This window comes from Pseudomonas nitroreducens, assembly GCF_024170165.1.
GTDB classification, from domain to species: Bacteria; Pseudomonadota; Gammaproteobacteria; order Pseudomonadales; family Pseudomonadaceae; genus Pseudomonas; species Pseudomonas nitroreducens_C.
The window spans coordinates 156,686-170,222 of record NZ_JALJXP010000009.1; the positions used below are offsets into that span (position 1 = coordinate 156,686).

At 66.4% G+C, this 13,537-nt stretch carries 14 protein-coding genes; 8 read left to right on the forward strand and 6 right to left on the reverse strand.

Translation table 11 applies throughout. The features are described from left to right. Positions 1-103: 103 nt before the first annotated feature. The gene (locus J2T47_RS19030; RefSeq protein ID WP_253450106.1) at positions 104-1,147 is read left to right on the forward strand and encodes a LacI family DNA-binding transcriptional regulator; all 1,044 of its coding nucleotides are present in this window, start codon (positions 104-106) and stop codon (positions 1,145-1,147) included. 461 nt (positions 1,148-1,608) lie between these two features. Here the strand turns inward: J2T47_RS19030 and J2T47_RS19035 are convergent, their stop codons facing one another. From J2T47_RS19035 to J2T47_RS19055, 5 genes are read right to left on the reverse strand one after another with little or no spacing between them, the layout of a single operon-like run. Further along, positions 1,609-2,136 (reverse strand): cytochrome c, encoded by a 528-nt coding sequence (locus tag J2T47_RS19035; protein WP_253450109.1) that lies wholly within the window; start codon positions 2,134-2,136, stop codon positions 1,609-1,611. A gap of 17 nt (positions 2,137-2,153) precedes the next feature. Beyond that, on the reverse strand, positions 2,154-2,675 hold the full coding sequence (locus tag J2T47_RS19040; protein WP_045217996.1) for a methylamine dehydrogenase light chain: 522 nt from the start codon (positions 2,673-2,675) through the stop codon (positions 2,154-2,156). Between the two features lie 17 nt (positions 2,676-2,692). After that, positions 2,693-3,319, reverse strand: coding sequence for a methylamine dehydrogenase accessory protein MauD (gene mauD / locus J2T47_RS19045; RefSeq protein ID WP_253450112.1), 627 nt, complete (start codon positions 3,317-3,319; stop codon positions 2,693-2,695). A gap of 4 nt (positions 3,320-3,323) precedes the next feature. Then, entirely contained in the window at positions 3,324-3,863 is a 540-nt protein-coding gene (locus J2T47_RS19050) for a MauE/DoxX family redox-associated membrane protein (protein WP_192296067.1), read from the reverse strand. Positions 3,864-3,885: 22 nt separating this feature from the next. Then, on the reverse strand, positions 3,886-5,031 hold the full coding sequence (locus tag J2T47_RS19055; protein WP_437180997.1) for an amine dehydrogenase large subunit: 1,146 nt from the start codon (positions 5,029-5,031) through the stop codon (positions 3,886-3,888). Positions 5,032-5,493: 462 nt separating this feature from the next. Between J2T47_RS19055 and codB the strand changes: the two genes are divergently transcribed. The 3 genes from codB to codA are packed head-to-tail and all read left to right on the forward strand — an operon-like array spanning position 5,494 to position 9,225. Beyond that, a complete protein-coding gene (codB, locus tag J2T47_RS19060; RefSeq protein WP_253450118.1) occupies positions 5,494-6,753 on the forward strand; it encodes a cytosine permease in 1,260 nt (419 codons plus the stop codon). Then, the gene (locus tag J2T47_RS19065) at positions 6,750-7,961 is read left to right on the forward strand and encodes a PucR family transcriptional regulator (RefSeq protein ID WP_253450122.1); all 1,212 of its coding nucleotides are present in this window, start codon (positions 6,750-6,752) and stop codon (positions 7,959-7,961) included. The genes codB and J2T47_RS19065 overlap by 4 nt, the downstream gene beginning before the upstream one ends. 22 nt (positions 7,962-7,983) lie before the next feature. Further along, positions 7,984-9,225 (forward strand): cytosine deaminase, encoded by a 1,242-nt coding sequence (gene codA / locus J2T47_RS19070; RefSeq protein WP_253450125.1) that lies wholly within the window; start codon positions 7,984-7,986, stop codon positions 9,223-9,225. Between the two features lie 282 nt (positions 9,226-9,507). On the opposite strand, the gene J2T47_RS19075 is transcribed toward codA, so the two are convergent. Further along, the gene (locus tag J2T47_RS19075) at positions 9,508-9,942 is read right to left on the reverse strand and encodes a carboxymuconolactone decarboxylase family protein (RefSeq protein WP_253450128.1); all 435 of its coding nucleotides are present in this window, start codon (positions 9,940-9,942) and stop codon (positions 9,508-9,510) included. Positions 9,943-10,212: 270 nt separating this feature from the next. Here J2T47_RS19075 and pedF point away from each other — a divergent pair, with 270 nt between their 5' ends. The 4 genes from pedF to J2T47_RS19095 are packed head-to-tail and all read left to right on the forward strand — an operon-like array spanning position 10,213 to position 13,287. Beyond that, a complete protein-coding gene (pedF, locus tag J2T47_RS19080; RefSeq protein ID WP_253450131.1) occupies positions 10,213-10,650 on the forward strand; it encodes a cytochrome c-550 PedF in 438 nt (145 codons plus the stop codon). 5 nt (positions 10,651-10,655) lie between these two features. Next, the gene (locus tag J2T47_RS19085) at positions 10,656-11,555 is read left to right on the forward strand and encodes a substrate-binding periplasmic protein (RefSeq protein WP_253450134.1); all 900 of its coding nucleotides are present in this window, start codon (positions 10,656-10,658) and stop codon (positions 11,553-11,555) included. A gap of 10 nt (positions 11,556-11,565) precedes the next feature. Further along, entirely contained in the window at positions 11,566-12,315 is a 750-nt protein-coding gene (locus J2T47_RS19090) for a quinoprotein dehydrogenase-associated SoxYZ-like carrier (protein ID WP_253450137.1), read from the forward strand. Between the two features lie 42 nt (positions 12,316-12,357). Further along, positions 12,358-13,287 (forward strand): quinoprotein relay system zinc metallohydrolase 1, encoded by a 930-nt coding sequence (locus J2T47_RS19095; RefSeq protein ID WP_253450140.1) that lies wholly within the window; start codon positions 12,358-12,360, stop codon positions 13,285-13,287. The last annotated feature ends 250 nt before the right edge of the window (positions 13,288-13,537 follow it).

Sequence of the window (13,537 nt, forward strand, 5' to 3'; positions counted from 1 at the left end):
TTCACCGGCGGGCGAGGGGTGGCGGGAGCCGGCCTCAGGCAATTGCCCTGGCTGCGAGACAGCGCTACCTTAGTGCCTCGATTTTTGTTTGGCAAGCCGCCCGATGACCGCCCAGAAGAACGATAAGAAAAACGACAGAAGTTCACGTACCACCGGCAAACCGACCCTCAATGACGTGGCGCGCAGCGCCGGCGTCAGCCCCATCACTGCCTCGCGCGCCCTGCGCGGCGTGAGCACGGTGGCCGAGGAGCTGGTGGAAAAGGTTCGCCAGGCCGCCGCCGACCTGGGCTACGTGGCCAACCCCGCCGCCCGCGCGCTGGCGTCCAAGCAGAGCCACAACATCGTGGTGCTGGTGCCGTCGCTGGCGAACCAGCTGTTCATCGAAACCCTCGAAGCCATCCACGCCGTGATGCACCCGCGCGGCCTGGAAGTGCTGATCGGCAATTACCACTACTCCCGCGACGAAGAAGAGAACCTGCTGCGCAACTACCTCGCGTACCAGCCCCGCGGCCTGCTGCTGACCGGCTTCGACCGCACCGAGAGCGCCCGGCGGATGATCGAGGCCAGCGGCGTGCCGGCGGTCTACATGATGGACCTGGACCCCGGCGCAGGCCTGCATTGCGTCGGCTTCTCGCAGATACGTGCGGGGGAGGCGGCAGCCAGGCACCTGCTCAAGAATGGGCGCAAACGCCTGGCCTACATCGGCGCGCAGCTGGACCAGCGCACCCTGCTGCGCGGCGAGGGCTACCGCCGCGCGCTGCAGCAGGCCGGCTGCTACGACCCGGCGCTGGAAATCCTCACGCCGCGCCCGTCCTCGGTGGGCCTGGGCGGCGAGCTGTTCCGCCAGCTGCTGGCCAGCCATCCGCAGGTGGAAGGCATCTTCTTCGGCAACGATGACCTGGCCCACGGCGCCCTGCTGGAAGCCATGCGCCACGGCATCCGTATCCCCGAGCAGGTGGCGGTGCTGGGCTTCAACGACCTGCCCAGTTCCGAGTTCATGGTCCCGCGCCTCTCCAGCATCCGCACCCCGCGCAAGGCCATCGGCAGCCACGCGGCCGAGCGCCTGCTCGACCTGATCAACGACAAACCGGTGAACGCCCCCGTGATGGACCTGGGGTTCGAGCTGGTGGTGCGCGAAAGCAGCTGAGGTTCATGACCGTAGGGCGAATAACGCGCCAGCGTTATCCGCCGTCGTTGGTGAGCGGCGGATAACCTGTTCCAGGTTATGCGCCCTACGGGGCAGGGCTTCGGCGCTCGAATGTAGGAGCGAACCTTGTCCGCGATCGCGCGCATGGCGCGCTCCTACAGGTTGCACTGAGTCGCCGGGAGCCCCGCTGTAGGATGGCGTGGAGCGAAGCGATACCCATCGACTCTTCGCGCGGGGGCGGGCATGCAGGGCTCTTCGTAGGACCGAGGGGGACGCCCAGTCCTTGCTCGCGAACCGCCTGACGCCGATGTAGCCTGGGAATCCGATCGCGAGCAAGCTCGCTCCTACAGGTAGTCGATGCCACTCTGGAAAAGCGACGCGCATAAAAAAGCCCGCTGGAGCAGCGGGCGTAGAGCGGAGGCAACTCTTCGTACCGGCGGGCAAGCCGCCAGAGCAATCACTCAGTACGCATCGCTCATCCCATCGGTGATGGTGATGCCCTGCTTGCGCATTGCCTGGATCAGCCCGGCGCGGGTGCCCGGCAGGTTGAGCAGGGCTTCATAGCGCGTGGCTTTGACTTCCTCGGCGGTGTACGGCTTGAACTCGGCAGGCATGCTGTCGCCGGCCATGCCGTCCTTGCGCAGCAGCCAGTTGAGCAGGTCGGCCAGTTGCGCGTCGTTCAGCGCGGACTGGGACATGCCCGGCACGCGCACGAGGAATTGCCGGCCACCGTCCACCTTCAGGAAGTTGCCGACGAAGCCGTGCAGGCGCGGCGTGTCGTTGGCCTTGCTGCCGCTGCCGGCGGTGAGGTGGCAGCCGGCGCATTGCAGCTGGTAGTTGGTGGCCGGGGTGTAGCTCTGCTGGGAGATCGGCTTCTGCACCTCCTCGTTGCCGGGCGCCGGCCGCTGGTGCGGATCGGGGATCGCACGGGCCTGAGCGATGGGGGCGACCAGACTGCAGAGCAGGGCGCCGACAACGAGACTGCGCATGGGCTTTTCTCCCGACTTCAGACCGCGACGCCGCGGATGATGGTGACGGTGCAGTTGTAGATGCGCGATTCCGCACCCAGGCACCAGTTGACGTCGTTGTTGTTGAACGGACGGTACAGCGGTTCCTCGCTCTCGTTGCGGGTACAGGCGCACTGGGAGCAGCTGTGCTTACCGCAGCAGTCGTTGTAGGAAATGATGTAGTCCTTGCCGTCCGCCGGGTTGCGGCAGGTGCCGATCCAGGTCACCTGGGAAGCATCGGTGCCGGGCGGGCAGGAGGTGGTGGTGCCGCCGCAGCAGGTGCAGAGGAAGCCGTCGATGGAGCAGTAGCGCCAGTAGTCGCAGCTGTTCGGGTCACCTGGGTCGCCGGCCTTGGGCGCCTCGGCCGCCAGGGCCTTGGAGGTGCGGTCGATCGGCAGGATGATCGGCAGGGCGGCGCCGGCCACCAGCAGCGAGCCGAAGCGGCCCAGCAGCTTGCGGCGCGAGGTGACGTTGGCCACCTGGCGGGAGGAGCGCTCGAACAGGTTGTCGAGGAATTTCATTCTTGTTCTCTCCGTGATCAGTGGCTGTGGCCGTGGCTGGCGTCGTGGGTGTGCACGTGGCCGGTGCCATTCATGTACTGCTGCAGGGTGGCGCTGCCCAGGTGCTCGACCTCGAACAGGCTGTCCAGGTGCTCACGGGAGTTCACCAGGCCCTTGGCGCGCAGGATGCCCTTGCTGTCGATCAGCGCGGCGTAGGGCAGCTTGCCGATCTGGTAGGTCATGCCGACTTCCGGGCCGACCACGTAGGCGGATTTCTCCAGGCCGTGCTCGGCGATCAGCGCCTGCTGGGCGGCCATGTCGCCGTCGCTGACGTAGATCACTTCCAGCTCGCCGGCCTTGTCCTTGGCGATGGATTTGATCGCCGGCAGCAGCGATTTGCAGATCGGGCAGGTCGGCGAGAGGAAGAACAGCAGCTGGCCGCGCTCGCCTTCATAGCCGAAGTTGACCGGACGACCGTGGCGGTCGGCGGCGGTGACTTTCGGCGCGGGCTCGTTGACCGCTACGCCCTTGTCGACCATCAGCGCGCCGGCCGGTGCAACGCGGCCGTGGAGGACGCCGATCTGGCGCACCAGCGCCATGACGGTGAAGGCGAGGGCGATGAGCAGCACCCAGAGAAGAATGTTGGAAACGATCAGACCTTCCATTTGTTCACCTTCCGATGAGTTTGAGCAGGCGGGGATGATTGGCCAGCAGGCCATCGGCCGCGGCATACAGGAGCAGGGCGACAGCGCTGGCAGCGAGGATCACGAAGGCGTCGAACACGCCCATCTCGCGGGCCTGCGGAGCGCAGGAGGCAATCAGGGCGAGCGCGGCGATGATCGCGTTGCGCAGCAGCAGTACCGGGCGCAGCGGTTGCATCTGGCCGGGGCCGGAGCAGCCGCAGTCGATGTCGCGGCGCCCGCGCCAGAGGTTGATGCCGATGGCGCCGGCATAGAACAGGATCAGCGCCGTGGCGGCCAGGGCCGCGACGTGGCGGCTCGCCGGCACCAGCAGGGCGAAGGCGACCACGCCTTCGACCACCGGCAGCACGCGGGCCACCGGGCCGACCAGCGAGGCCGGCAGCAGGCCGTAGTCTTCGACCTGGCGGGCGAAGCGCATCGGCGCGCGCAGCTTGTGGCTGGCGGCGCTGGCGAGCAGCACCGCAACGGCCACCGCACTGGCGATGATCAGGATCGGATCGGAAAACATATCCGTACCTCTCGGAGTGGTTTTAGTGGCTCAGGACCAGGATCGGTGTCTTGGCGATCTTGTCCATGGCGCCGTTGTACTTGCCGGTCTTCAGGTCGAAGATCTGCAGGCCGCCTTCGACGTCGGTGCCCAGCAGCAGCGGCTTGTCGTCGGTAGTGGCGTGCAGGCTCCACACCGGCTTGGGTGCTTCCAGGGTGCCGATCTTCTTCTGCGTCTTCAGGTCGTAGACCCAGATGAACGGGCTCGGGTCTTCCCATTTGCCGGCGCTGTGCTCTTCATGCATCAGCACGTACATGCGGTTCAGCTTGGGCGCTACGGCCATCAGCTGCCAGCCGCCGGTGCCCCAGCCTTTCTTGCGCTCTTCGTCGGTGGTCAGCGACCAGCTCGGCAGCATCTTCGGCTTGTCGCCGGAAACGTCCACCGGCTTGACCATGCCGTCGGTGGTCACGAAGAAGTAGGTCTCGCCCACGGCCAGGCCGCGTTCGTTGAGCTTCTCCTTGTTCGGGTCGAAGAAGGGCGTCTGGCTGCGGCCGGTTTCCTTGCCGTCGTCGCCGATTTTGGTGATCTGCAGCTGGCCGTCACCGCACAGCGAGGCGAAGGCGCGCTTGCCCACCGGGTAGTTGAGCACGCAGCCGCTGATGGCGATTTCGCTGGCGACCTTCTTCTCCTGGGTGTCGACCACGGTGACCGAGGTGGACGGGGTGAAGTTGTAGATGTAGACGAAGCGGTCATCCGAGCTGGTGCCCAGGGCGTACTTCTGGGTCAGGATCGAGGCGCGCTTGGCCGGGATTTCCACTTCCCACTTCGGACGCAGGTTCGAGGTGTCCCAGGCGGTCAGCACGTCGGTGCGCACGCCGCGGGTGCCACGGGAGTAGAAGGTGTCGGCGGAGTACAGGGTCTTGGCGTCGTGGCTCAGGGTGGACGGCGCCACGAAGCCGGTGCTGACCATGCCGAGCATCTTCTTCTGCTCGGGGTCGACCACGGTGACGCGGCCGGCGATGAAGTTCTCGAACTCCACGTCGACGATGTAGGCGCGGTGCGGCGAGGGCGGGAACGGCAAGACGGACTCACCGATGCTCTCGGTCGGCAGCTCGGCGTGGGCTGCGCCCATCGCGAGGCACGTGCTCAGCGCGAGGACCGATGGAGCGAGGAACCTGGCGACGCTCATTGGCGGGTACTCCCTTTTTCTTGTTGGCGGGCTATCGGTTGTTATCGGGCCGTCTGCCTGGGGCGGACAGCGGACGGAACATTGAGGAGAGTCTGCCTGCGTCGGTGTGCGCCGGACTTGTTGTCCGTGCCATTTCCTTGTCTGGGGGTGACAGGGTGTCGCAGGGAGAAAGTGCAGACTGCCGTTGCGTTTGGAGGCGGGAAATCCGCCGAACGGCACAGACATGGATCAAGGCTTCGTCAGGTTTTGGTGCGAAAAAGCTGCATCGTGCCCCGAAAATCCGCACAATGCACATTTGAGCTATCTTGAAACGCCGTTACACCCACCGGAAGTGTGCATTGTGAACAGTTCACAATGTTCGACATGCTCAAAATTTCCGCGTCGTTCCTGATTGGCTTTTCCGGCCCGCTATTTGCGTTGTGCCGGGAGTCCTCAACCAATCCTCGCGGAGATCCCCCCTGTATGAGTTCCCCCAGTGAGTTCCCCCTGAGCGCGACGCCCAGGGAAGGGCGCAAAGGCCTGCTGCCCATCGCCATGGTCCTGTTCAGCTTCACCTTCTTCACCGGCACCATGTTCGCCGGCGGCAAGATCGGCATGGCCTTCGACTTCGTCGACATGCTCTGGGTCGCCTTCATCGGCAACGTGCTGCTCGCCGTCTACGCTGCCGCCCTGGGCCTGATCGCCTCGCGCAGCGGACTGAACACCGTGCTGATGGGCCGCTTCTGCTTCGGCGAGCGCGGCAGCAAGCTGTCCGACTTCCTCCTCGGCTTCGCCGAACTGGGCTGGTACGCCTGGGGCACCGCCACCGTGGCCATCGTGCTGGTGAAGATGCTGTCCCTGCCCGAGTGGCTGAACATCCCGCTGATGGTGGCCTTCGGCCTGCTGTTCTCGATCACCGCGATCATCGGCTTCAAGGGCCTGGACATCATGTCCCGCGTGTCGGTGCCGCTGATGTTCATCCTGCTGGTGGCGTCCATGGTCATCGCCACCAACCATGCCGGTGGCTGGAGCGGCCTGCTGGCCAAGGAGCCGAGCCAGACCTTAACCTTCTCCGCCGCCGTGACCATGGTCTTCGGCACCTTTGCCAGCGGCGCGACCCAGGCCACCAACTGGACCCGCATGGCCCGCAGCGGGCGCATCGCGGTGATCGCCAGCGTGGTCGCCTTCCTCATCGGCAACGGCCTGATGATCGTCGCCGGCGCCTGGTGCGCCATCGTCTACCAGAACGCCGACATCGTCGAAGTGATGGTGCTGCAGGGCCTGTCCTTCGCCGCGGTGATCATGCTCTGCCTGAACCTGTGGACCATCCAGGGGCCGACCATCTACAACGTTTCCGCCGCCGCCTGCCACCTGGTGCGCAGCGAGCGTCGCCGGACCATGACCCTGCTGGCCGCGGGCATCGGCATCATCCTCGCCATCGGCGGCATGTACGAATGGCTGATCCCGTTCCTGGTGCTGCTGGGCTCGATCATCCCGCCGCTGGGTGGCGTGATCATGGCTGACTACTGGTACCGCAACCGCGGTGAATACCCGGCGCTGGTGGGCGCCCACATCCCGGCATTCAATGTCACGGGCCTCGTGTCCTACGCCGTCGGTGCCGGCCTGGCCTATGCCTCGCCGTGGATCGCACCGCTGGTGGGCATCGCCGCGTCGGCCCTCTGCTACATCATCCTCACCGAAGTCACCCGCGCCCGTGCGCCGGTGGCCGAGCCGCGCGCTTGAGCCTGAGCGTCGAGGAAATCCTCCGCCTGCCGGGGCTGGAAAGCCTCGTGCTGCGGGCCGGCGCGCGCAACGTGCATCGCAGCGTGCGCTGGTCCTACGTGGCGGAGAACGTCGGCATCGCCGACTGGGTGATGGGCGGCGAGCTGGTGTTCGTCACCGGCATCAACCACAGCCGTGACGAAGCCAACCTGCTGCAGTTGGTGCGCGAAGGCGTCGCCAGCGGCATCGCCGGCATCGTCATCCTCACCGGCGACGAGTTCATCCAGCGCATTCCGCCGTGCGTGGTTCACCTGGCCGAGACGGAAGGCCTGCCGCTGATCGAGCAGCCCTATGCGCTGAAGATGGTCATCGTCACCCACCTGATCGGCACGGCGCTGGTGCAGATGACCCAGGTGAAGACCTCGCGCCGCGACATCCTCGGCCAGCTGCTCAGCGGCGATTACCCGAGCCTGGAGATCGTCCGCCGCCGTGCCCGGCACCTGGAGCTGCCGCTGGAAACCCCGCGGCGCCTGGTGGCGCTGCGGCTGTCCGGCGTCGACAGGCTGTTCCAGCAGCAGGAGCCGGAAGAGGCCGAGCGCGTGCTGCAACTGACCCGCCAGCGCCTGCTCGACCACCTGGAGAACTGGCAGCAGGAACGCCCCGAGCGCCTGCCGGTGGTGATCCAGGGCGACCTGTTCGTCCTGCTGCTGGGCGATGCCGACCGTGCCGAACTGCATGCCCTGGCCGCCGGGTTGCAGCAGGAACTGGCGCCGTTGCGCGCCTATCTGGGACTGTCGGCCCGCGCCGAGTCCTGCGCCGAATTCCCCCGCGCGCTGCTCGAAGCGCGCCAGGCGCTCGACGTCGCCGAAGGCATGCAGGCGCCGGCCGGCTTCTGCGACTACCGTGAGCTGGGCGTGTTGCGCCTGCTGCGAGCGATCCCCGATCGCGCGGTGGTCGAGCAGTTCGTCAAGGACACCCTCGGTCCGCTCAACGACGCGGGCCGCAAACAGCCGCACCTGCTGATCGAGACGCTTGACGCGCTGGTCCAGGCAGACGGCAACGCGCTCAAGGCGGCACAGCGCCTGGGCATCCACCGCAACACCCTGAACCAGCGGATCGCGCGCATCGAGGCCCTCAGTGGCCAGTCCCTGGACGACGCGCAGTTCCGCCTGAATACCTCCGTGGCGCTGCTCATCTGGCGCATGTCCAATGCGCCGCGCCACGAATAGCCTGAAGAGGACCTTTGATCCCATGAAAATCATCAACGCCTCCCTGCGCAAGCAGACCGGCCTGTACACCATCCGCTGCGAAGGCGACGTCATCGCCGAGGTCGTGCAGCAAGCCGGCACCGTGGAGGCCTGCGGCGGCGACATCGACGCCCGTGGCAACCTGGCCATCGCCCCGCTGGTGGAGCCGCACATCCACCTCGACGCCACCCTGACCGCCGGCGAGCCGGAATGGAACATGAGCGGCACCCTGTTCGAGGGCATCGAGCGCTGGGCCCAGCGCAAGGAAACCATCACCTTTGATGACACCAAGTCCCGCGCCCACACCACCATCCGCATGCTGGCCGCCCACGGCATCCAGCACGTGCGCACCCACGTCGACGTAACCGACCCGACCCTGGCGGCGCTCAAGGCCATGGTGGAAGTCCGTGAAGAAGCGCGGCACCTGGTGGACCTGCAGATCGTCGCCTTCCCGCAGGAGGGCATCGAGTCCTACGAGGGCGGCCGCGAGCTGATGGAAGAAGCGATCCGCCTGGGCGCGGATGTGGTCGGCGGCATCCCGCACTTCGAGAACACCCGCGAGCAGGGCGTCAGTTCGATCAAGTTCCTGATGGACCTGGCCGAGCGCACCGGTTGCCTGGTGGACGTGCATTGCGACGAGACCGACGACCCGAACTCGCGCTTCCTCGAAGTACTCGCCGAAGAAGCCCGCGTGCGCGGCATGGGCGGTCGCGTCACCGCCAGCCATACCACGGCCATGGGCTCCTACGACAACGCCTACTGCTCCAAGCTGTTCCGCCTGCTCAAGCGTTCGGGGATCAACTTCGTTTCCTGCCCGACCGAGAGCATCCACCTGCAGGGCCGCTTCGATACCTTCCCGAAGCGCCGTGGCGTGACCCGCGTGGCCGAGATCGACCGTGCCGGCATGAACGTCTGCTTCGGCCAGGATTCGATCAAGGACCCGTGGTATCCGCTGGGCAACGGCAACATCCTGCGCGTGCTGGATGCCGGCCTGCACATCTGCCACATGATGGGCTTCGACGACCTGCAGCGTGCGCTGGACCTGGTCACCGACAACAGCGCCCGTGCGCTGAACCTGGGCGCGCGCTACGGCATCGCCGCCGGCCGGCCGGCCAACCTGCTGGTGCTGGGTGTGGAGAGCGACTACGAAGCGGTGCGCCAGCAGACCAAGGCGCTGTACTCGATCCGCAATGGCCGCGTGCTGATGAAGCGCGAGCCGGAGCAGGTGGAGCTGGTCGAGGGCTGATCAGGGGCGGATTCCCCTGCAGGAGCGCCCCATGGCCCGCTTACATTAACTCCCGCGTGGTGGTTTGCCCTCTCCCTAACCCTCTCCCTGAAGGGAGAGGGGACCGTTCGGCGCAGGATGAAACCGTGGCTTCAGCCGGCACGGTCTGCCCCCTCTCCCTTCGGAGCGGGGCGCGCAGCCAGGGCGGGGGAGAGGGAAAGCCCAGGCACGGATTTTCACAAGAAGACAGGTGTTTCCACCAGATTGTCCGGGGTATGTGGATGAAGGACGAGTGGTGCCTGCTCAGGGCACCATCGCCATGCCGACGCCAAAGCGGTTCCACGCATTGATGGTGGCAATCGCCAGGGTCAGGTTGACGATCTCGGCCTCGCTGAACTGCTCGCGCAAAGCGTCGAACTGGTCCTGCGGGGCGTGTTTTTCCGGCAGGCGGGTGAGGCTTTCCACCCAGGCCAGCGCGGCGCGCTCGCGCTCGGTGAAGAAGCGGGTTTCCTCCCAGACGCTCAGGGTCTGCAGCCGCGCCTCGGTCTCGCCGGCCTTGCGGGCATCGTTGGCGTGCATGTTCACGCAATAGGCGCAGCCGTTGATCTGCGAGGCACGCAGGCGAATCAGCTCCAGCAGCGAGGTTTCCAGTCCGGATTTGGCCAGGGCCTGCTCCAGGCCGAGCATGGCCTTGTAGGCGTCAGGGGCGGCCTTGGGCCATTCGATGCGTGCGCTCATGGTGATCTCCAGTGGGGGGCCCGCGGGAGTGCGGGAATGGAGCTAAGTTACCCCTCGCGACGCCACCTTCGAATAGCCAATTCCCGGCAATAGCGGCAGACCAATGGCGGCCATTCAGCGACCATGGCCAACCGCCGTCCTAGTACCAAGGGAGTAGACGGGAGCATCCAAAGCAGGATTCGGCCGCCGGCCGCGCGTTCTTACCATCTCATCACAGGCGTCGTTCCGGGCGCCGTGCCTTGCCAAGCATCTCGATGAGAGGATGAAGTGATGAACAACAAGAACGTGCTGTGTGGCCTGCTGTTGGTGGCCGGCCTGGGAGTTACGGGCCTGGCCCTGTCCCACGGCAATGTGACGCCCCAGGCAGTGGATACCACGGGGCTGGAACCGCTGGGCAAGGAATGGCGCGACACCAACCCCTACCGCGAACCCTACGCCAACCACGCCAAGGCGGTGGAGATCGGCGCCTCGGCCTACAACCAGAACTGCGCGCGCTGCCACGGCCTGGAAGCCAAGTCCGGCGGCATCGCTCCCGACCTGCGCATGCTCGATGTCGGCGCCGAAGGGGATGAGTGGTTCAAGGAGCGGGTGATCAACGGCGCGGTACGCGACGGGGCCGTGTACATGCCGAAGATGGCCGACTACATCAGCCAGGAAGGCCTCTGGGCGATCCGCACCTACCTGGACAGCGTGCACGTGGAAGAGTGACCGCCATGCGCCTGCCCAATCTGCTGATCGGCGCGCTCCTGGGTCTGGCCCTGTGCCTGTTGCTGGGGCAGGCGCAGGCCGGGGTTCGCCCCTACGAGGACATGGTCTCCAGCGGCGTGCTGCGGGTTGCCGTGTACGAAAACTTCCCGCCTTACAGCTTCATGCAGGGCGGGCAGCCGCGCGGGGTCGACGTCGACCTGGCAAAACGCCTGGCCAGCGGGCTGGGCCTGCGCGCGGAGTTCCTCTGGGTCACGCCGGGCGAACGGCTGGACGATGACCTGCGCAACTTCATCTGGAAGGGCCACTACCTGCGTCCCGGCGTGGTCGCCGACGTGATGCTGCGGGTGCCCTACGACCGCCAGTACGCCAACCGGCGCAACGATGTCGGCGAGTTCGCCAACGAGCAGGTGGTGATGTTCGGCCCCTACCAGCGCGAGCGCTGGCAAGTAGTCAGTGACAACCGCCGACTGCCCGAAGTCGACACCATCGCCGCGTTCCGCGAGCACCCCATCGGCGTCGAACTGGACAGCGTGCCGTCCTTCTACCTGACCTCGGTGCTGGGCGGCCAGCTCAGCCGCATGACCGTGCACTTCCCCAGTACCCAGGCGGCTTTCGACGGCATGCGCGCGGGCAAGGTGGATGCGGTGATGGCCCTGCGTGGCGAACTGGACTGGATGCGCGCGCAGGCCGCCGACGTGCACCTGAAGAACGCCGAAAACACCTATCCCAACCTCGGTCAGCCCGAGTGGGACATCGGCATGGCCGTGCATGAAAGTAACCGCCAGCTCTCCAACGCCCTGGACGGCGAGCTGGAGGAGCTGGTGCGCAGCGGCGAGATGGAAAAGCTCTACGCGGCCTACGGCGTGCGTTACGAACTGCCGGGGCTCTACCAGGACGTGCAGTGAGGGAGACAGGATGCACAGGCGCGAACTGCTGCTCGGGATCTGCGCGCTGCCGCTGCTGGCGGCGGCAGTGGAGGGCGACCCGATGCCCTCGGTGATGTGGGAGTACCACCACAAGCGCCTGCTGAACGGCGAGCCCTATGTCTTCGACGAGCGGGTGAAGCTGGGTGTGCCGCCGTTCGCCGAGGACTCCCGCCAGGTGCCGGTGGAAGTGGACGCCCGCGCCTTGCCGGGGCGCTTCGACCGCCTGCTGCTGTGGGCCGAGCTGAACCCGATTCCCCATGTGCTGACGCTCTATCCGGGCGAGCACCTGGAGCCGCTGCTGGCGGTGCGTATCCGCATCGAGCAGGCCACGCCGATCCGCGCCGCGTTGCGCGACGAAAAGGGCGTCTGGCACGTCGGTTCGGCCTGGATCGATGCCGCCGGTGGCGGCTGTACCGCGCCCAGCGTGGTGCGTGCGCAGCCGGGCTGGGAAGACCGCCTCGGCCAGGTCCACGGCGAGGCCTACCCCAGGGGCGAATACAGCCGGGTGCGCCTGTCGGTCTCGCACCCGATGGACAACGGACTGGTCGGTGGCATCCCGGAGTTCTATCTCGACCACGCGGAACTGCGCGGGCCGGACGGCGAAGTCTTCGCCCGCCTGGACCTGTTCCCGGCGGTCAGCGAGAACCCCACCTTCACCTTCGAGGTGCGGGGCCATCCGCACACGCAGCTCTGGCTGCACGACAACAACGGCAACGAATTCCAGGCCGCTCTGCGATGACACCGCAGCGAGCCGGCGCCGCCCTGTGCTGACGAGGTGCCCATGCGTTTCCTCCTGATCGCCCTGGCCTGCCTGTGCCTGCCGGCACTGGCCGACCTGCAGTACCACCTTCAACCCCGGCAGATCGCCGAAGGCACCTGGCTGGTAGAGGGCAGTACCGACAACTTCGCCAGGGACAATGGCGGTGCCATCGTCAACGTCGCCTTCATCGACACCGGCGACGGCGTGCTGGTGATCGATACCGGCCCGTCGAGGCGCTACGGCGAAGCCTTGCGCATGCTGATCCAGCAGACCACCGGCAAGCCGGTGAGGCGAGTGCTGCTCACCCACCATCACCCCGACCACGTGCTGGGCAACCAGGCCTTCACCGACGTGCCCATCGGCGCTCTGGCCGGCACCGGCAAGCTGCTGAAAGAGCAGGGCAACGCCATGGCGGAGAACATGTACCGCCTGGTGGGCGACTGGATGCGCGGCACGGAAGTGGTGCTGCCCACCGAGACGGTGACGCCGGGGGAGCTGCAGATGGGCAGCCATCGATTCCGTCTCGTGGGGCTGCGCGGGCATACCGGCGCGGACCTGGCGATTCTCGATGAGACCACCGGCGTGCTGTTCGCCGGCGACATCGTGTTCTACCAGCGGGCGCTGACCACGCCGAACAGTCCGGGGCTGGACGTGTGGCTGGGCGATATCGACACACTGCAGAAGCTGCCCTGGAAGCTCATCGTTCCCGGTCACGGCCCCATCGCCACCGACGCCGCGCCGTTTGCGCAGATGCGCGACTACCTCGGCTGGCTCGACAGCTTGATGCGCGACGGCATCGCCCAGGGCGCCGACATGAACGACCTCCTGCGCACGCCCATCCCCGAGCGTTTCGCCGGCGTCAGCCTGACCCGCTACGAGCTGATCCGCAGCGTCAGTCACCTCTATCCGCGCTACGAGCAGAAGGCCCTGCCGCGAGTCGATGAACCGTGATCCCGCGTTCGTAGGCTCGCTGACAACTCCGCTGCGGGGCCAAGCGCAGGAGCGGACTCCGTCCGCGATAGGTCAGCATCGCGCCGGATGCCATCGCGGACAAAGTCCGCTCCTACGCACGCCGCTGTTTCCGCGCCTTCGCGGCCCGGTATTGCTACCAAGGAACTAGCAAATTCGGCACTGCGTTCAATTGTTGGCCCGCCCCGGCAAACCAAGAATCTGCGACAGACCGGGAGATTTTTCCGGGTAC

What these genes read in the sequence shown, in the direction of transcription:
- J2T47_RS19050 (WP_192296067.1), bottom strand. Translation starts at nt 3,863, where the DNA reads ATGTTTTCCGATCCGATCCTGATCATCGCCAGTGCGGTGGCCGTTGCG.
- mauD (WP_253450112.1), bottom strand. Translation starts at nt 3,319, where the DNA reads ATGGAAGGTCTGATCGTTTCCAACATTCTTCTCTGGGTGCTGCTCATC.
- J2T47_RS19085 (WP_253450134.1), top strand. Translation starts at nt 10,656, where the DNA reads ATGCGCCTGCCCAATCTGCTGATCGGCGCGCTCCTGGGTCTGGCCCTG.
- J2T47_RS19075 (WP_253450128.1), bottom strand. Translation starts at nt 9,942, where the DNA reads ATGAGCGCACGCATCGAATGGCCCAAGGCCGCCCCTGACGCCTACAAG.
- J2T47_RS19035 (WP_253450109.1), bottom strand. Translation starts at nt 2,136, where the DNA reads ATGCGCAGTCTCGTTGTCGGCGCCCTGCTCTGCAGTCTGGTCGCCCCC.
- J2T47_RS19090 (WP_253450137.1), top strand. Translation starts at nt 11,566, where the DNA reads ATGCACAGGCGCGAACTGCTGCTCGGGATCTGCGCGCTGCCGCTGCTG.
- J2T47_RS19040 (WP_045217996.1), bottom strand. Translation starts at nt 2,675, where the DNA reads ATGAAATTCCTCGACAACCTGTTCGAGCGCTCCTCCCGCCAGGTGGCC.
- pedF (WP_253450131.1), top strand. Translation starts at nt 10,213, where the DNA reads ATGAACAACAAGAACGTGCTGTGTGGCCTGCTGTTGGTGGCCGGCCTG.
- J2T47_RS19095 (WP_253450140.1), top strand. Translation starts at nt 12,358, where the DNA reads ATGCGTTTCCTCCTGATCGCCCTGGCCTGCCTGTGCCTGCCGGCACTG.
- J2T47_RS19030 (WP_253450106.1), top strand. Translation starts at nt 104, where the DNA reads ATGACCGCCCAGAAGAACGATAAGAAAAACGACAGAAGTTCACGTACC.
- codA (WP_253450125.1), top strand. Translation starts at nt 7,984, where the DNA reads ATGAAAATCATCAACGCCTCCCTGCGCAAGCAGACCGGCCTGTACACC.
- J2T47_RS19055 (WP_437180997.1), bottom strand. Translation starts at nt 5,031, where the DNA reads ATGAGCGTCGCCAGGTTCCTCGCTCCATCGGTCCTCGCGCTGAGCACG.
- codB (WP_253450118.1), top strand. Translation starts at nt 5,494, where the DNA reads ATGAGTTCCCCCAGTGAGTTCCCCCTGAGCGCGACGCCCAGGGAAGGG.